A 17,098-nucleotide genomic window follows, 5' to 3' on the forward strand; every position below is an offset into this window, starting at 1 on the left:
GGAGGCCGGGTCAGCCGAGCAGCTTGCGCTGGCGGCTCTTGTGGTCGACGTAGGTCTGGAAGGCTTGTTTCGTGGAGTCGAGCTCGGAGACCTGGGAGACCGGAACGTCCCACCAGGACTCGGAACTGGGCGCGTCCAGCAGCGGGTCGGATTCAACGTGGATGACGATCGGGCCGCCGCGCTCGGGGGCCGCTTTGGCATCGCGAACGGCCTGTTCGAGCTCGGCGATGACCTTCTCCCCCGGTTCGATCCGGATCACTTTCACGCCGAGGCTTTCGGCGTTCAGGGCCAGGTCCACGGGGAGCCGGTCGCCGTCGTCGAAGCTGTGGTGCTCCTCGTCCAGGGCCCGGTACTGGGTGCCGAAGCGCTGGGAGCCGAGGGATTCGGAGAGTGAGCCGATGGAGGCGTAGCCGTGGTTCTGGATCAGGACCACGATCAGCTTGATCCGCTCGGCGACGGCGGTGACCAGTTCGGTGTGCATCATGAGGTAGGAGCCGTCCCCCACCATCACGACAACGTCGCGCTGTGCCCCGCCCTTCGCGGCTTCTGCCAGCGCGGCACGCTTGACGCCGAGACCGCCGGGGATTTCGTAGCCCATGCAGGAGTAGGCGTATTCGACATGGTATCCGAACGGGTCCCGGACGCGCCACATTTTGTGCAGGTCGCCCGGGAGGGAGCCGGCGGCGCAGATGACGACGTCCTGGGCGTCCATGGCACGGCTTGTGGCGCCGATGATCTCGTTCTGGGCCGGGAGCGGGGTGAAGCGGGTGTCGAAGGCTTCGTCCACGGTGGCGTTCCAGCGGGTCTTCTCGTTCGCGATCTGCTGTTCCAGGTCGGCGCCGATCCGGTAGCCGCCGAGGGCCTGGTTCAGCTTGATGAGGGCCCTGCGGGCGTCGGCGACGATCGGCAGCGAGGTGCCGTGTTTGTAGGCGTCGATCGCGGCGACGTTGATGTTGATGAACTTCACGTCCGGGTTCTGGAACGCGGTCCGGGATGCGGTGGTGAAGTCCTCGTAGCGCGTGCCGATGCCGATGATGAGGTCCGCCTCGGCTGCGATGGCGTTGGCCGCCGTCGTGCCGGTGGAGCCGATCGCGCCGAGGGAGAATTTGTGGTCCCAGGGCAGGACACCGACGCCGGCCTGGGTGTTGCCCACCGGGATGCCGGTCAGTTCGACGAACTTCGCGAGTTCCTCGTTGGCGTAGGCGTAGAGCACGCCGCCGCCGGCGATGATGAGCGGGCGCTTGGCGGCGCGGATGGCGTCGGCGGCGCGGCGGACGTCCTCGTCGTCGGCGTCCGGGCGGCGGATCCGCCATTCGCGTTCGGCGAGGAATTCCTCCGGCACGTCGAAGGCCTCGGCCTGGACGTCCTGGGGCAGCGAGATGGTTACGGCACCGGTTTCGGCCGGGTCGGTGAGGACACGGAGGCCGTGGTGGAAAGCGGAGAACAGCTGCTCGGGCCGGGAGACGCGGTCGAAGAACTTCGAGAGGGGCCGGAAGGCGTCGTTGACCGTGATGTCGTAGGCGTAGGGCTGCTCGAGCTGCTGCAGGACGGGGTCCGCGGCGCGGGTGGCGAAGGTATCGCTCGGCAACAGGAGTACGGGCAGCCGGTTGGTCGTGGCCAGGGCCGCGCCGGTCAGCAGGTTCGAGGAACCCGGGCCGATCGAGGTGCTGATCGCGAAGGTCTGGCGGCGCCGGGTGTGGCGGGCGTAGCCGACCGCCTGGTGGGCCTGGGCCTGTTCGTTGCGGCCCTGGTAGTACGGCATGATCGTGGGATCCAGCTGCTGGTACTGCTTGAGGGCCTGGCCGACGCCGGCAACATTGCCGTGGCCGAAGATCCCGAAAGTTCCCGGGATCAGCCGCTCCCGATAGTCCTGGCCGCCGATTGAATCGACGGTGTACTGCTGGGACAGGTATTCGACGACCGCCTGGGCGACTGTCATTCTGCGTGTTCCTGAGGCAGTTCTGGTTCCCATGGGAAGTTACTCCGATACTTCTGCGGCGCGGGTGGATTCGGTGCGGGTGGATTCGGTGTGGTGCAGGAGCGAGGCGGCAGTTGCCACGGCTCCCGCGACGTCGCCGTCTTGCGGGTAGAGCAGGGTCCGGCCGACGGTGAGGCCCTGGACGCCCGGCAGCGCGAGGGCGTCCTGCCAGCTGGCGAAGACCTCGTCCTGGCTGCTGTCCGGGTCTCCGCCGAGGAGCACGGTTGGCAAGGTGGTGGACGCCATGACGCGCTCCATTTCGGCCACCACGGGAAGTTTCATCCAGGTGTAGGCGCTGCTGGAGCCCAGGCCCTCGGCGATGGCGACGGACTTGATGACGGCGTTGGTGGACAGGTCGTTGCGGACCCTGCCGTGCTCGCGGACGGAGAGGAACGGCTCCACCATCGCGATGAGCCTGCGCTCGGAGAGGGAGTCGATGGCTTTGGCCGTTGCCTCGAGCGTGGCCACAGTGTCCGGGTCGCCGAGGCAGATGCGCGTGAGCATCTTGCCGCCGTCGGCGCCGAGGGCTTCGAGGGCGGCCGCGGTGTGGCCGGTGAAGCGGTCGTCGAGTTCATTCACGAGGCCGGAGAGCCCGCCGCGGTTCATCGAGCCGAAGAGCAGCTTGCCCTCGAGCGCGCCCAGCAGGAGCAGGTCGTCCATGATGTCCGGGGAAGCCAGGACACCGTCCACATCCGGGTTGGCCAGGGCGATCTGGAGCCGGTCCAGCAACTGGCGGCGGTCGGCCATGGCCACGGGATCGCTGCCGACCGCAAGCGCACCGCGGGCCGGGTGGTCGGCGGCGACGATGAAGTTCTGTTTGCCGGCCTTGACGCCGGGATGGCGGCGGCGGGCCTTCGCGGCACGGGAGATCGCAGCCGGATCCTCGAGCCGGATGATGCTCAGGTGCTCGTAACGGCGGGGATCGTCGTCCACCGTGAGGGTGGCGGCGGCGTGGTTGACACTCACAGGGTTGCTCCTTCGGTGGCGTAGGTGCCCGGCACAAGGCGGCCGCGTTCGGCGAGCAGGCCGGTGACTTCCTCCGGCGTCGGCATCGCGTCGGCGCAGGACAGCCGGGACGCAACGAGGGCGCCGGCGGCGTTGGCGAAGTCGAGGACCTGGGCGAGCGGCCAGCCGGAGAGCATCCCGTGGCAGAAGGCTCCGCCGAAGGAGTCGCCGGCGCCCAGGCCGTTGACGGTTTCCACCGGCACGGGGGCGGAGACGACGCGTTCGGTACGGGTCTTGGCCATGACGCCTTCCGGTCCGAGTTTCACGACGGCGATCTCGACGCCGGCCGCGAGCAGGCGGTCGGCCTGCTCGTCCGGGGTGCCTTCGCCGACGGCGACGGCGCATTCCTTGTCGTTGCCGATCGCGACGGTGACGTGCGGGAGGATTTTGGCGACCTGTTCCCGGGCATCGGCTTCGGAGGCCCAGAACATCGGCCGGTAGTCCAGGTCCAGGATGGTGTACTGGCCGGGCTTCAGTCCTGTGCGGGACCGCGCCTCATGCGCCTTGATATGGGCGGTCCGGCTGGGTTCCTGGCAAAGGCCGGTGACCGTGGACCAGAAGATTCCGGCGTCCCTGATGGCGTTCAGGTCCAGCTCCTCGGCCTTGATCTGCAGGTCCGGGGCGGTGGGGAACCGTCCGTAGAAGTAGAGCGGGAAGTCCTCCGGCGGCTTGATCGCGCAGAACGTGACCGCGGTGGGCCATTCCTTGACGGCGGTGACATAGGAATCGTCCACCTTGAACTTGCGCAGTTCGCGGTGCAGGTATCTGCCGAAGGCGTCGTCGCCGGTGCGGCTGATGACGGCGGTGCGGCGGCCGTGCCGGGCGACGGCAACCGCCACGTTGGACGGAGATCCGCCAAGGTACTTTCCGAAGGACGTGACATCCTCCAGATCCACCCCGATGTCGTTCGGGTAGATATCAACGCTGATGCGCCCGATCGTGAGCAGTTCGTGGGTCACGGTGATCGCGGACCTTTCTGGTGAGAACTCGGTACCTTTGCGCAGCCTGAGCTTCGGCGTTTAGGCGGCCGGCGTGAGCCAGGCCACATCCACTACTTTGCCCTAGAATCCATGTACTGTCAAAGGTTTGTACTGACATATTTACAAGATGACACGAGGGGGCGTATCGGCCCCGGCGCGCGGCGGCGTCGGGGGCCGCCCGGCGTGCCTCGAGGGCTACTTGCCGGGGACGCCGAGTTCGCCGGTGACATACTGCGCCCGGCCAAAACCGAACGACCAGTCCCCCGCAGTGTTCTCGACGTAGCCGATAAAGACGTCCTCGCCGGCGACCCCTTCGGCAGCCAGCCTTGCCGCGATGGCGGCAAACAGGGACTGCTTGGCCTCCTGGCTGCGCCCGGCCTGGGTGAAGATCTGGATCATCACGACATCCGGCGTCCGCTCGAAGCCGAGGCCGGCGTCCTGGGCGACGATCTGCCCCGCGGGATGTTCGGTCAGGACATGGAAGTAGTCCCGCTCCGGAATGCCGTATTCACCCACGATGGCGCCGTGGATTCCCTGGCTGAGCGCGCGGAGCTGCTCCGGGGTCCGGCCCTGATTGACGTCGATTCGCACGAGAGGCACTCGCCACTCCTTCAATAGTTTGTCCTGACATACTAACAAAGCGGAGGTGAGGGATGCAAGGCTTGCCTGCGGCGCAAAAAACAACGCGGGGTCACTTCGCGCCTATCCCAGGGGGCGTGGGATGGGCGCGAAGTGACCCCGCGTTGTCTTATTCGGAGCCTGTGAGGCAGACCCGGGCTACCCGGTGAAGGCAGAGCTCCGGGCCGTGCCGTCGTAGCCGCCGGCAGGGGGCTTCAGCCCGTAGATCACGCCGAGGGTCGGCGCGACGTCGGCGGTCCGGGCAGCTTCGGAGGACACTGCCCCCTTGACCACCCGCGGGCTGCCGCCGGTCACGAAGAACGGAATCGGCTCCGTGGCGGGGTGGCCGTGGTTGCCCGGAATGGGATTGTACGCCACGTATGGGTCGGAGAAGCGCCAGCCCGCGCGGCAGTAGGCCACGAGGTCTCCGGCCTCGGCGCCCAGCCGCAGGTCCGCCGGCCTATTGACCGACAGGACGCCCTCATGCGCACTGACCAACTGTTCGACGGCGGCCAGTCCGGCTGCGCGGTCCGGTTCGGGGCCGGTCCAATACAGCAGGTCCGCGCCGCCGTTCTGGGCAATCGTGATGTTGGACTGCAGCTCCGGATGGGACTGGAGGACGAGGTTGATCGAGATGACGTTGCTGGGGATGGACCAGTCCATAGAATGGTCGGCGAGCACCATCACCACGCTGGAGTCCCACTTGCCGGCACTCTTGAGGTGGTCGATGAAGCGGCCCACCTGCATGTCGGTGTCCGCGAGGGCAGCTTCCCGCGCGGCCCGCAGCGTGGTTCCGGAAATGTCAGAGTGGCCCATGCGGTCAATGTCACCCAGGTTGGTGAACACAAAGTCCGGGTCCGGCCCGCTCACCATCGCCAGGAGTGCGTCCATCGTGGCGGCGTCGGGCGCGTGTCCGGTGACCGGCAGCAGCGGCTGGGGTTCCCAGCGGAAGCTGGCGCGGGTGCCGAAGATGCCGTAGAGATACTTCTTGCTCAGCACCGATCCGGTGGTGAGGCCGCGCTCCTGCAGCCGCTCCAGGAGGGTCGGGAAGTGCAGGTCGCTGGACCGGTCGAGGTCGCGGACCACGCCTTCGGCCCGGTCGAAGATGGCGTTGGCCGGCACGCCGGAACGGTCCGGCCGCGCCCCCGTCATCATCATGACGTGGTTCGGAATGGTTTCCATCACCGGCAGGGAGCGTGCCGCGGGGAAGTTGGTGCCGGCATCGCGCAGGGCAGCGAGTCGCGGCGTCAGGGCGGGTGTGATCTCGTCCGGCCGGCAGCCGTCCACCACCAGCACGTAGCTCCGGGTGCGGCCCGTCGCCGGGGCGGCCCAGGCGGTGCCCGGCGCGGCGGAAAGCAAGACGGCGGCACCGCCGGCGGCGGCGAGTTGCAGGAACTGCCGGCGTCCCGGCGTCGAGAGTCTGTTGCTGGCGGGCGTGCCCTGCTGAAGTGAACGGCCCTGCTTCGGTGAACGGCTCACTGGAGTCCTCCCTGCGTCGGCGTGACTTTGCCGGTGTTGGCTTGAACGTTGAATGATGTGGACAGGGTGGCTCCTGAACCGGCGGCGGTGCGTTCGGCGAGGACGTACCAGTCCATCCTGACGCCGGCGGCGGTTACGTCCAGGACGGAATAGCCGTGCGAGTCGAAGTCCAGGTATTTCACGTGCGGGTTGGCCGCCTTGATGGCGTTCTCCACGGTAACGGATCCGGTCCGGGGCGGAACGTTCAGGATGTCGTCGAGGTTGTCGCTCGTGACGGACGTGCAGACCAGTTCCGCGGCCACGGAATCGCCGGTGGCCGGGTAGGTGGCCGGATCCGCGGGGATGTCGCAGGCCCAGCCGGAGTGGATGTCGCCGGTGAGGAAGACGGTGTCCTTCACGGCGTTATCCCGCAGATGGCGGACCACGCGGTTGCGGTCCGCCTCGTAGCCGTCCCACTGGTCCACGTTGTATGGGACACCGCTGATGCTGGTCCCGCCCATCAGCTTTTGCACACCGGCCAGCTCGGCGATGCTCAGCGTCGAGGGGACGCGGACGGGCGCAATCATGACGGGGTTGCCCACGAGCTTCCACTGCGGGCCCGCGGACTTGAGGTTCTCCAGTAGCCAATCCATCTGTGCGGCGCCCGTGATGGTCCGTGCGGGGCTGCCGACGGCGGGATCCGTACCGTTGGCGGCCTGCTGGTCGCGGTAGGAGCGCAGGTCCAGCATGGACAGGCTGGCCAGGGAGCCGAAGTCCAGGCGGCGGTAGATCTGGCCACCCGGCTCGTAGCGGACGGGCATCCACTCGGCATAGGCCTGGTGCGCGGCGGCGAAGCGCTCACTCCAGTCGCCTTCGACGCCCGGAGTGTGGTTTTCGGCCCCGCCCTTCCAGGCGTCGTTGGCCGATTCGTGGTCATCCCAGGTCACGATGAACGGAGCCGCGGCGTGCAGCGACTGGAGGTCGGGGTCGGTCTTGTACTGGGCATGGCGGCGGCGGTAGTGCGCCAGCTGGGTCATCTCGAAGGCCGGATCGTGCGGGCGGACCACCACGTCGCGGGCCTGGTAGTCGCCGGGTGCGTATTCGTAGAGGTAGTCCCCGAGGTGGAGGACGGCGTCGAGATCGCCCCGAGCGGCCAGATGGCGGTAGGAGGAGAAGTAGCCAGCCTGCCAGTTCGCGCAGGACACGACCCCGAATTTCAGCCGGTCCACCGCCGCCCCGGCCGCCGGTGCGGTCCGGGTGCGGCCTACGGGTGAGGTCTCCTCCGCGAGCGTGAACCGGTACCAGTAGCTCGTGGCGGGCAGCAGCCGGCCGGCAACAACCTTGACCGTGTGGTCGCGGGCCGGGCCGGTGGCGGCTGTACCGCGGGCCACCACTTTTGTGAATCCTGAATCGGCGGATATTTCCCAGCGGACGGAAACGTCCGGGCCGGCACCGCTGCCGGGCAGTGATTCCGGGGTGGGCGTGACGCGGGTCCACAGCAGCACGCTGCCCGGCATGGGATCTCCTGAGGCGATCCCGTGGCCAAAGAGGCCGGTCTGGGAGGCTGAAAACGCGCCCGCGGGAGTGCTGGTGGCCATGGCTCCGGCCACGGCAGCGACCCCTGCTGAACGCAGTACTTGACGACGAGTAAATGTAGTCATGCCTTCCAGTATCCGGATGATTCCACCACCAACCGGCGGTTTCCCACTCAGTTAACCCGACGTTCGCCCACTGTTCCCCGTGGCGCAGTGCCCATTCCCGCAGTCGGAGCGATAGACCCCCTTGCGTTGCTGCCGGCCACGTTTTATCCTTAAACAACCACACGGTTGATCAACCTTTAGATTGATTAGGCGCGGCAAGGAGGTGGTGCACGCAGTGGACGAACGCGACGACGGAATGCTCGACTCCGCGTTCCTGGCCCTTGCCGACCCCGTCCGCCGCCGCATCATCTCCCGGCTCAGCCGGGGTCCGGCCACCGTGAATGAATTGGCGGAACCTTTCGCGATCACCAAGCAGGCGGTCTCGAAACACATCCAGGTCCTCGAGCAGGCACAGCTGGTCACGCGCACCCGTGACGCCCAGCGCCGGCCCGTCCACCTGAACCCCGCACGGCTGGAGGCGCTCACCGCATGGATCGACCAGTACCGGCTGGTCCGCGAGGGGCAGTTCCGCAGCCTTGACGCTGTGCTCCAATCAGAGGCCGCGGCACGCGGCACCCAGGCAAAGGAATCACCATGACCAACGCCCTGAAAGTCACTGTTCCGGAGGGACTTCCGTATATCGATTTCGAGCGGGAGTTCGATTTTCCGGTCGCCGATGTCTTCCGGGCCCACCAGGAGCCCGAGCTGGTCGCCCAGTGGCTCGGACCCCGGCGCATGAAGATGGACATCGACCACTACGAGTTCCGTACCGGCGGCAGCTACCGCTATACCCACACCGGACCGGACGGCGTCCCCCACGGTTTCACCGGGGTCTTCCACACGGTCCGGGAAAACGACTTCGCCATCCAGACCTTCGAGTACGACGGCTACCCGGACGTCGTCAGCATCGAGTTCCTGACCTTTGAGGATCTTGGCGGCGGCCGCACCCGGCTGACGGCGCACGCGGTGTACCCCAGCATGGAGGCCCGCGACGGCATGGCCCAGTCCGGCATGGAAGGCGGATTGACCGAAGCCTACGAACGGCTCGAGGAGGTCCTGGCCGGCGCCAAAGTCTGAGGCGCAGCGCCGTCGTACTTAAACAGACAACGCGGGGTCACTCCGGGCCCATCCCAGCGAGTGGGACGGGCCGTTAGTGACCCCGCGTTGTCTTGGTGCTTGGTGGTGCTTCGGCCCTAGAGGGTGGCGAAGACCTCGCGCAGGAGCTTGGCGGTCTCGGACGGCGTCTTGCCGACCTTGACGCCGGCAGCCTCGAGGGCTTCCTTCTTGGCCTGGGCGGTGCCCGCGGAGCCGGAGACGATGGCGCCTGCGTGGCCCATGGTCTTGCCTTCCGGAGCGGTGAAGCCGGCCACGTAGCCGACAACCGGCTTCGTGACGTGTGCCTTGATGTAGTCCGCGGCACGCTCTTCGGCGTCGCCGCCGATTTCGCCAATCATGACGATCGCCTTGGTCTCCGGGTCCGCTTCGAACGCTTCGAGGGCATCGATGTGGGTGGTGCCGATGACCGGGTCGCCGCCGATGCCGATGGCGGTGGAGAAGCCAAGGTCCCGCAGTTCGTACATCATCTGGTAGGTCAGGGTGCCTGACTTGGAGACGAGGCCGATGGGACCCTTGCCCGTGATGTTCGCCGGGGTGATGCCGACGAGGGCCTCACCCGGGGTGATGATGCCGGGGCAGTTCGGTCCGATGATGCGGGTGACCTGCTTGCCGTTGGCGTCGACCTTGGACTGGGCCAGTGCCCAGAACTCGGCGGAGTCCTGGACCGGCACGCCTTCGGTGATGACAACGACCAGGCCGATGCCGGCCTCGATGGCTTCAACGACGGCGTCCTTGGTGAAGGCCGGGGGTACGAAGACGATGGAGACGTCAGCGCCGGTCTCGGCCATGGCTTCCTTGACGGTGCCGAAGACGGTGATCTCGGTGTCGCCGTGCAGGACCGTGGTGCCGGCCTTGCGGGCGTTGACGCCGCCAACGACGTTGGTGCCGGCCTTCAGCATCAGGGCGGTGTGCTTGGTGCCTTCGCCGCCGGTGATGCCCTGGACGATGACCTTGGAGTCCTTGTTCAGATAAATAGACATAGTCGGGTCCCTTTACTTCGCTGCGTTGGCGAGCTCGGCGGCCTTGTCGGCGCCCTCGTCCATGGTGGCGGCCAGGGTAACCAGCGGGTGGTTGGCCTCGGCCAGGATGCGGCGGCCTTCCTCAACGTTGTTGCCGTCGAGGCGGACTACCAGCGGCTTGTTCGCGGAGTGGCCCAGCTCGGCCAGTGCACCAACGATGCCCTTGGCGACGGCGTCACAGGCGGTGATGCCGCCGAAGACGTTGACGAACACGGACTTGACCTGCGGATCGCCCAGGATGACGTCGAGGCCTGCGGCCATGACTTCGGCGGAAGCTCCACCGCCGATGTCCAGGAAGTTGGCGGGCTTCACGTTGCCGTGGTTCTCGCCGGCGTAGGCGACGACGTCGAGGGTGGACATGACCAGGCCGGCACCGTTACCGATGATGCCCACGGAGCCGTCCAGCTTGACGTAGTTGAGGTCCTGCGCCTTGGCCTTGGCCTCCAGCGGGTCGGCAGCGTCCTTGTCTTCAAGGGCCGCGTGCTTCGGGTGGCGGAAGTCGGCGTTCTCGTCGAGGGAGACCTTGCCGTCGAGGGCAACGATGTCACCGGCACCGGTCAGGACCAGCGGGTTGACCTCAACGAGGGTGGCGTCTTCCTTCTTGAAAACGTCCCAGAGCTTCAGGATGACGCCGGCAACCTTGCCGCGCAGTTCCTCGGCGAAGCCTGCAGCGGCGACGATTTCGTCGGCCTTGGCCTGGTCGATGCCGACGGCCGGGTCGATCGAGATCTTGGCCAGGGCCTCGGGGCGCTCAACGGCGAGCTGCTCGATTTCCATGCCGCCTTCTACCGAGCACATGGCCAGGTAGTTGCGGTTGGCCCGATCCAGAAGGACGGAGAAGTAGTATTCCTCGGCGATGTCCGCACCCTGGGCGATCATCACGCGGTGGACGGTGTGACCCTTGATGTCCATCCCGAGGATGTTGGTGGAGTGTTCAAACGCCTCGTCAGCGGTCTTGGCGACCTTGACGCCGCCGGCTTTGCCGCGGCCTCCGGCCTTGACCTGCGCCTTTACGACAGTTACGCCGCCGATTTTCTCGGCAGCTGCCTTTGCTTCTTCAGGGGTGTGCGCCACGATGCCAGCAAGCACGGGTACACCGTGCGCCTCGAACATATCGCGCGCCTGGTATTCAAACAGGTCCACGGTTTAGTGTCCTTCTACGTCGAAGTAGTTTCTGTACAGCCGGACCCCACGTTCTCGCGGTTACCGGGCTGCGGAATAAACGCACCCTGGGACTAGCTTGGAAACGAGCCACACGGCGCAATACTCCTTTCGGAACTCTAGTCCTTCCTTGGGAGCAGCCCGTCCCAGAGTACCCGTTATGTGAGTAAGGACACTATTCTATGAAGCGTAGAAAAACCGCGGGATTACGGGGATTTTGGGGCTTCCGACGGGCCCGGGGAGGCTTGTTTGCCGGCGTCGGAGATCAGTTCGTAATGGTCCCGCGCAACGAAGAAAGCGACGCCGGCTGAGACGTTTCCGCAGGCAACCCCGCCGTTGTAGGCGGAGCAGCGAAGCCCGTTGCGTTCCAGGTTCTGGCCCTCTTCGAGCACGGGAAGCCCGGCGATGGGGCCGGCGCGGTTTCCCTTGGGCCCGAATTCCGCTTCCTGCTCTGTGACGCCGGAGCGGCATTCGCCGTAGGCGGCGTGCTCCGGGGTGAGCAGCGCGGCACCTCCCAGGTAGCCCAGACCCGTCCCGCCGCAGTCGTCGGCGATGTCCTTCGCCGCCGGTGCGGGGTAGGCCGCCAGTTCGCAGTGCGCTACCGGGACGTTCGCCAGCTTGTTGTTGGCGGGGTCCGAATAACCGTTCTGCTCATACGGGAGGTTCACGTGCTCGCCGCGGGCCGACGTCAGGGAGCAGACCACGTTCCGGTCTGCCGTGACGAAGCTGAGGATGTCCTGGCCGGCGGAGTAGTTCCCCGCGTCCGCGAGGGGCGCCTGCATGAGCTGCTCCAGCGCGGGCAGGGGTGCGGGCGGGATATAGTCCGGGTCTTTCTGCGTGACAGTGCACGCCGTGGCCGCCAGCAGGAGGAGGGCGGCCAGGATCCCCAGAAGTGTCCGTCGCATGCGCTCCATTATGCCTGCAGGCACGCCCGGCTTCTGCGGCTGCCGGCGTCAGGCCCCGCTGCCGGTGCCGGGCGTTCCGCCGGACGCGACGGCGGCTTTGATGACGTCGACGGCGGCGCCGACGCTGTCTTCCGCCTCGAACTGTCCGCCCATCGCCTCCGCCCGCGCACGCCAGGACGGATCGCCCAGCACGGTGTCGACTGCGGAACGGATGGCTGCGGCGCTGGGCGTCTCGGTTTTCAGGTTCACCCCGACGCCGGCGTACGCCACCCGGGCATTGACGTCGTTCTTCCCCTCGTTGAGTCCGGCCGTCACGAGCGGAACCCCGTGCGAGAGGGCAAGCAGCACCCCGCCGAACCCGCCCTTGGTGACGAAAACGTCCGTGACGGGGAAGACCTGGGCGAAGTCGACGAAGTCCTCGATGACCACGTTGGGCTGCGGGTACGTGCGCCTCAGTTCGCCGGTGCCCGCACCGCCAGTCGCGACGACGATGAGGGCGCCCGTATCCTTCAGCGCCTCAAGGGTGGGGACCATCAGTTTGGCCGGATCCCTGTTGTCCACCGTTCCCTGGGTGACGACGACGGTCCGGCGGTAGGTACCGGCCGCCGTCGTCCGCCGGACGTCCGGGACTTCGTCGGCGGCGGTGTCGGCGGCTCCTGCTGCGCGGTGCGGCAAGAGGGCGCCGACGTAGTGGACTTTCGGGTTGACGTTCCGCCGCGGGAAGTCCAGCGACGCGGTGCCGGTCTGGATGATCGCCTGCGACCACCGGTAGGGCTCATCGGTGATGGGCTTCCCGCCGTCGGTGCGGAGGCCGTAGCCGCGCAGTTGCCGGACATAGCTGATGCGCGCCGGCTTGGTGACGAACTGGTCCGAGACCAGCCGGGCACCGGCATGGAGGATCTTGTGGGCCGGGGTCCGGGCCGGGGAGAAGCCGAAGAACATCGGGGGCACCAGCGGGTCACTTTCCATGTTGCCGATGGGGACGACGCTGACGACCGGTTTGCCCAGCACAACGGCCAGGAGCCGCTGGACGAACATGGTGTTGTCCGCGACCACGACGTCGAAGGGGAACCGCTGTTGCACGTCCCTGATGTCTTCGAAGAAATTCGTGACGTTGCTCGCGAAGATCCGTTCGCCGTCGAACCGGATGGCCATGGGCCCCTTGAGACTGGCGCGTTGCGGGTAGAGCTCGTTGAGGTTGTCCGCGGTGTGCTCAATCGCGCGATCGAACGGGTAGTGCCGGATGCCCAGCTCGTCGACTTTGCCGGCGAATGTGCGGCCGGTGTACCAGCCGACGTCGTGGCCCTCGTCCTTGAGGCGGACGCCGATGCCCGTCATGGGATTGAAGTGTCCGGCGATGGCCTGGCTGGCCAACAGAACTTTCATGCCGCAGCTCCGTCGCAATCCTGACGTTTCGCCACGCAGCGGAGTCCGCGTGCTGGCGCCCCATTCTCGACTTTAGGCGCGTCGGGTCCGCGGCACAATGATCCTGGACGGCAGCATTTCTCCGGACGGCAGCGACCTTGGTCAGGCGTCGGGCTCGGTCAGGCGTCGAGCTTGGTCAGCGGGGCGTAACGGAGCAGGAGCCGCTTCTCGCCGACGCCGAACCTCACCTTCGCGACCGTCTTGTCCCCCGCGCCTTCGACGGCCAGCACAGTGCCGTTGCCGAAGCTCGTGTGGTTGACCTTGTCGCCCACGCTGACGGCGACGATTTCCTTCTGTGGCTGCACCCGGTTCTTGGCGATGGCGGCGGGAACGTCCGCGTTGAAGCCCGCAGACGGGCTGGCCTCGGCCCCGCGTGCGGTGCCGGCCCCCCAGAAGGATCCGCCGTAGCGGCTCGAGCCAATCGAGGCGCCGCTCCCCCAGCCGCCGGCCTGGCGGGTGGAGCCTTCGCGCCTCCACTCCACCAGCTCGGCGGGGATTTCCTCGATGAACTGGCTGGCGGGGTTGTACTGGCTCTGGCCCCACATGCTGCGGACCTCGGACCGGGTCAGATACAGGCGCTTCCGCGCCCGGGTCAGGCCTACGTAAGCCAGCCGGCGTTCCTCGGCCAGTTCCTTGGGGTCCGTGGCGGAGCGCTGGTGCGGGAACAGTCCGTGCTCCATGCCGGTCAGGAAAACCACCGGGAACTCCAGCCCCTTGGCGGTGTGCAAGGTCATCAGGGTGACAACGCCGAGCCTCTTGGCTTCTGCGACGGCGGCGGCCAACTGGTCCGCGCTCCCCGCGGGCGCGTCCGGAATCTGGTCGGCGTCGGCGACGAGGGAGACGCCTTCCAGGAAGGCGCCGAGCGAACCCTCGGGGTTGTCGCGCTCGTATTCACGCACGACGGCGACCAGTTCCGCGAGGTTCTCCACCCGCGATTCGTCCTGCGGGTCGGAGCTGGACCGGAGTGTGGCGAGGTAGCCGGTCTGTTCAAGGACTGCCTCCAGGGCCGCGGCCGCGCCGGAGCCGGACGCCACCTCGGCGAGGTCGTCGAGGAGCTTCACGAAGCCCTGGACGGCGTTGACGGAGCGGGTGGCCATGCCCGGTGCCTCGTCGGCGCGGCGGGCCGCTGCCATAAAGGAGATCCGGTCGCGCTGCGCGAGGGAGGCCACCGCACCCTCGGCCCGGTCGCCGATGCCGCGTTTGGGCTCGTTCAGGATGCGGCGCAGGTTGACGTCGTCGTCCGGGTTAACCAGGACCCGCAGGTAGGCGAGCGCGTCCTTGATTTCCTTGCGCTCGTAGAACCGGGTGCCGCCGACCACCTTGTACGGGAGTCCGACGCGGACCAGGACATCCTCAATCGAGCGGGACTGGGCGTTGGTGCGGTAGAAGATCGCGACGTCCCCGGGGCGGAGGTCGCCCTCGTCCTGCAGCCGGTCGATTTCCTTGGCGATGAATTGGGCTTCGTCGTGTTCGTTCTCGCCGACATAGCCGATGATCTTCTCGCCGTCGCCCTCTGCCGTCCAGAGCCGTTTCTCCGGCCGGTTGGGGTTGCGGGAGATGACCGAGTTGGCGGCGCTGAGGATGGTCTGGGTGGAGCGGTAGTTCTGCTCGAGCTTGATGGTGCGGGCGTCGGGGTAGTCCTTTTCGAACTCCACGATGTTGCGGATGTCGGCGCCGCGGAAGGCATAGATGGACTGGTCCGAGTCGCCGACAACTGTCAGCTCCGCCGAGCCGGGGCCTTCGCCGACGATCTCGCGCACAAGGGCGTACTGGGCGTGGTTGGTGTCCTGGTATTCGTCGACGAGGACGTGCCGGAAGCGGCGGCGGTAGGACTCGGCGAGCGCCGGGAAGGCGCGGAACATGTAGACCGTCTCGGCGATCAGGTCATCGAAGTCCATGGCGTTGGCCTGGCGCAGCCGCTGCGTGTAGCCCTTGAAAACCTCGGCGACGGCCTGTTCGAAGGGCTCGTTGTGGTTGGCGCTGGAGGAGTAGCTGTCAGCGTCGATCAGTTCGTTCTTGAGCGCCGAGATCTTGTGCTGGATGGCCTTGGGGGCGAACCGCTTCGGATCGAGGTCCAGGTTCTTGGCCACGAGCGTGATGAGGCGCAGCGAGTCGGCGGAATCGTAGATCGAGAAGTTGGAGTTCAGGCCGACATTCTGGGCCTCGCGGCGCAGGATCCGGACGCAGGAGGAGTGGAACGTGGAGACCCACATGGTCTTGGCCCGGCCGCCGACCAGGGCTTCGACCCGCTCCCGCATTTCGGCGGCAGCCTTGTTCGTGAAGGTGATGGCCAGGATCTCGCCGTGGTGCGCCCGGCGGGTGGCGATCAGGTAGGCGATGCGGTTGCTGAGCACGCGGGTCTTGCCCGATCCGGCGCCAGCAACGATCAGCAGGGCACTGCCGGCGTGCTTCACGGCTTCTTCCTGCTGCGGGTTCAACCCCTCGAGGAGCTCCGCCGCACCCGGGAGGGCGGGCTGGTCCCAATCCCCGGCCGGGTTGTTCCTCCGGACGCCGTTTGGCCCGACGCTTTCCGCGGAATCCAGCCCGGCCACGCCCGTTCCGGCGGGCGTTTTCGTGCGCACCGCAGCCTTCGAGGCAGCTGGGAAAGGTCCGTCGGCGTAAGGGTCAAACAACATATCCATGGTGTTAACAAGTCTAGGCGGTGCCACTGACACCGGAGTCCGTCCCTCGGGACATGCCCTCCCCTGCCCGCGGCCACGGGACATAATGCCCACATGCCCACCCGCCGCGGCCAACAATGAGCATGCCCCACGGAGCTCGCAGCGAAGAAGACTGGGCATGTCCAGCCGTGAGCCCCGGGGAACGAGCATGTCCCTCGAGGCTGGGCTCCAGAGCCCCCGCAGCTAGGCTACGGAGCCGGATTCGAGGGCCGCGCGGAGCTGCCGGACCGCCGTCGCACCTCCGGCGACGAACCAGTCCAGTCCGTTGACCCGCACGACGTCGGCGGCGCCCCCGGCCGCGAGGACAATGGCCTTGCCCGGCAGCCAGTCCCATTCCGGGCAGCTGTGCTGGAACCAGCAGCCCAGTTCGCCGTCGGCCACCCGGCTCAGGTCGCAGGAGCCGGAGCCGAACATGCGCAGCGCGGCGGCGGCGGTCGCTGCGGCGTGCCACGGCATCGCGCAGAGCGGGTCGGCGAGCCAGGTGGGGTGGATGTAGGTCGCGGCGCCGAGTTCGGACAGGGGCGTGTCGGACCGGCTGGTTCCCGGGGCGAAAGTGGTCAACTGTTCGCCGTTGAGCGTTGACGGCCGGTCCGTTCCGCCGAGCCAGAGCTTGTCCTCCTCCGGCTGGAAAATCCCGCCGAGCAGCACTCCGGACGAATCCTTGAGGGCAATCGCGGAGCACCAGTAGGTGGAGCCGTGGAGGAAGTTGTAGGTCCCGTCGACCGGGTCGATAACCCAGGTCCTGCCGCTGGTGCCCGCCACGGAGGCACCCTCTTCGCCGAGGATGCCGTCGTCGGGCCGGCAGCGCTGGAGCTGTTCCAGCACATAGACCTCGGCTGCGTGGTCCGCGGCGGTCACGACATCGGAGACCGACGTCTTTTGCCGGCCTTCCAGCCCGGCCTGGCGCATGAGCAGCGCCAGGGTTCCGGCCTCACGTACAAGGGCTTCGGCGAGCTGGTAGTCGTCCAAGGCGGGATTGAGTTCAGCGGTGCTGTGCCGGCCGAGCCGGTGCTTTCCTAGTTCGGTCACGCGCTCCAGCCTATCGGCGCCCACCGGCAGTGAACAGGCGGCGGGCGAACTGTGCCGGACCGCGCGTCGGACGGCGCCCAGCG

General features: G+C 67.2%; 14 protein-coding genes. 2 read left to right on the forward strand and 12 right to left on the reverse strand.

What is annotated here, in order from left to right:
* Window positions 1–10: 10 nt before the first annotated feature.
* The 6 genes from iolD to GXK59_RS13720 form a co-directional block, all read right to left on the reverse strand.
* Window positions 11–1,939, reverse strand: a complete 1,929-nt coding sequence (gene iolD, locus GXK59_RS13695; RefSeq protein ID WP_160667567.1) for a 3D-(3,5/4)-trihydroxycyclohexane-1,2-dione acylhydrolase (decyclizing) — start codon at window positions 1,937–1,939, stop codon at window positions 11–13.
* 39 nt (window positions 1,940–1,978) lie between these two features.
* Window positions 1,979–2,944 (reverse strand): Cgl0159 family (beta/alpha)8-fold protein, encoded by a 966-nt coding sequence (locus GXK59_RS13700; protein WP_160667569.1) that lies wholly within the window; start codon window positions 2,942–2,944, stop codon window positions 1,979–1,981.
* Window positions 2,941–3,942 (reverse strand): 5-dehydro-2-deoxygluconokinase, encoded by a 1,002-nt coding sequence (iolC, locus tag GXK59_RS13705; protein ID WP_160667571.1) that lies wholly within the window; start codon window positions 3,940–3,942, stop codon window positions 2,941–2,943. Before iolC ends, GXK59_RS13700 begins: the two co-directional genes overlap by 4 nt.
* A 216-nt stretch (window positions 3,943–4,158) precedes the next feature.
* On the reverse strand, window positions 4,159–4,563 hold the full coding sequence (locus tag GXK59_RS13710) for a tautomerase family protein (RefSeq protein ID WP_160667573.1): 405 nt from the start codon (window positions 4,561–4,563) through the stop codon (window positions 4,159–4,161).
* 177 nt (window positions 4,564–4,740) lie between these two features.
* Window positions 4,741–5,973, reverse strand: a complete 1,233-nt coding sequence (locus GXK59_RS13715; protein WP_160669176.1) for an alkaline phosphatase family protein — start codon at window positions 5,971–5,973, stop codon at window positions 4,741–4,743.
* Window positions 5,974–6,056: 83 nt separating this feature from the next.
* The gene (locus GXK59_RS13720) at window positions 6,057–7,700 is read right to left on the reverse strand and encodes an alkaline phosphatase D family protein (protein WP_160667575.1); all 1,644 of its coding nucleotides are present in this window, start codon (window positions 7,698–7,700) and stop codon (window positions 6,057–6,059) included.
* 235 nt (window positions 7,701–7,935) lie between these two features.
* On the opposite strand from GXK59_RS13720, the gene GXK59_RS13725 reads away from it, so the two are divergent.
* Entirely contained in the window at window positions 7,936–8,277 is a 342-nt protein-coding gene (locus GXK59_RS13725) for an ArsR/SmtB family transcription factor (protein WP_160669177.1), read from the forward strand.
* Complete coding sequence (locus tag GXK59_RS13730) at window positions 8,274–8,756, forward strand: SRPBCC family protein (RefSeq protein ID WP_160667577.1); 483 nt, start codon at window positions 8,274–8,276, stop codon at window positions 8,754–8,756. Before GXK59_RS13725 ends, GXK59_RS13730 begins: the two co-directional genes overlap by 4 nt.
* 116 nt (window positions 8,757–8,872) lie before the next feature.
* Here the strand turns inward: GXK59_RS13730 and sucD are convergent, their stop codons facing one another.
* From sucD to GXK59_RS13760, 6 genes are all read right to left on the reverse strand, one after another.
* Window positions 8,873–9,775, reverse strand: a complete 903-nt coding sequence (gene sucD / locus GXK59_RS13735; RefSeq protein WP_018776033.1) for a succinate--CoA ligase subunit alpha — start codon at window positions 9,773–9,775, stop codon at window positions 8,873–8,875.
* A gap of 12 nt (window positions 9,776–9,787) precedes the next feature.
* Window positions 9,788–10,957 carry an ADP-forming succinate--CoA ligase subunit beta gene (gene sucC / locus GXK59_RS13740; protein WP_024365876.1) on the reverse strand — a complete coding sequence of 390 codons (1,170 nt, stop codon included), beginning with the start codon at window positions 10,955–10,957 and terminating at the stop codon, window positions 9,788–9,790.
* Between the two features lie 224 nt (window positions 10,958–11,181).
* Window positions 11,182–11,889, reverse strand: a complete 708-nt coding sequence (locus tag GXK59_RS13745) for a hypothetical protein (RefSeq protein ID WP_160669178.1) — start codon at window positions 11,887–11,889, stop codon at window positions 11,182–11,184.
* 39 nt (window positions 11,890–11,928) lie between these two features.
* Entirely contained in the window at window positions 11,929–13,266 is a 1,338-nt protein-coding gene (locus GXK59_RS13750) for a glycosyltransferase (RefSeq protein ID WP_160667579.1), read from the reverse strand.
* 158 nt (window positions 13,267–13,424) lie between these two features.
* Complete coding sequence (gene pcrA / locus GXK59_RS13755; RefSeq protein ID WP_443094317.1) at window positions 13,425–15,941, reverse strand: DNA helicase PcrA; 2,517 nt, start codon at window positions 15,939–15,941, stop codon at window positions 13,425–13,427.
* A 228-nt stretch (window positions 15,942–16,169) separates the two neighbouring features.
* The gene (locus GXK59_RS13760; RefSeq protein ID WP_237393899.1) at window positions 16,170–17,015 is read right to left on the reverse strand and encodes an inositol monophosphatase family protein; all 846 of its coding nucleotides are present in this window, start codon (window positions 17,013–17,015) and stop codon (window positions 16,170–16,172) included.
* Window positions 17,016–17,098: the final 83 nt, after the last annotated feature.

This window comes from Pseudarthrobacter sp. ATCC 49987 (genome assembly GCF_009928425.1).
Lineage (GTDB): Bacteria > Actinomycetota > Actinomycetes > Actinomycetales > Micrococcaceae > Arthrobacter.

Coding starts and splice junctions, on each gene's coding strand:
- GXK59_RS13725 (WP_160669177.1), top strand. CDS start 7,936: ATGCTCGACTCCGCGTTCCTGGCCCTTGCCGACCCCGTCCGCCGCCGC.
- pcrA (WP_443094317.1), bottom strand. CDS start 15,941: ATGTTGTTTGACCCTTACGCCGACGGACCTTTCCCAGCTGCCTCGAAG.
- GXK59_RS13720 (WP_160667575.1), bottom strand. CDS start 7,700: ATGACTACATTTACTCGTCGTCAAGTACTGCGTTCAGCAGGGGTCGCT.
- GXK59_RS13745 (WP_160669178.1), bottom strand. CDS start 11,889: ATGGAGCGCATGCGACGGACACTTCTGGGGATCCTGGCCGCCCTCCTC.
- iolD (WP_160667567.1), bottom strand. CDS start 1,939: ATGACAGTCGCCCAGGCGGTCGTCGAATACCTGTCCCAGCAGTACACC.
- sucD (WP_018776033.1), bottom strand. CDS start 9,775: ATGTCTATTTATCTGAACAAGGACTCCAAGGTCATCGTCCAGGGCATC.
- GXK59_RS13750 (WP_160667579.1), bottom strand. CDS start 13,266: ATGAAAGTTCTGTTGGCCAGCCAGGCCATCGCCGGACACTTCAATCCC.
- GXK59_RS13730 (WP_160667577.1), top strand. CDS start 8,274: ATGACCAACGCCCTGAAAGTCACTGTTCCGGAGGGACTTCCGTATATC.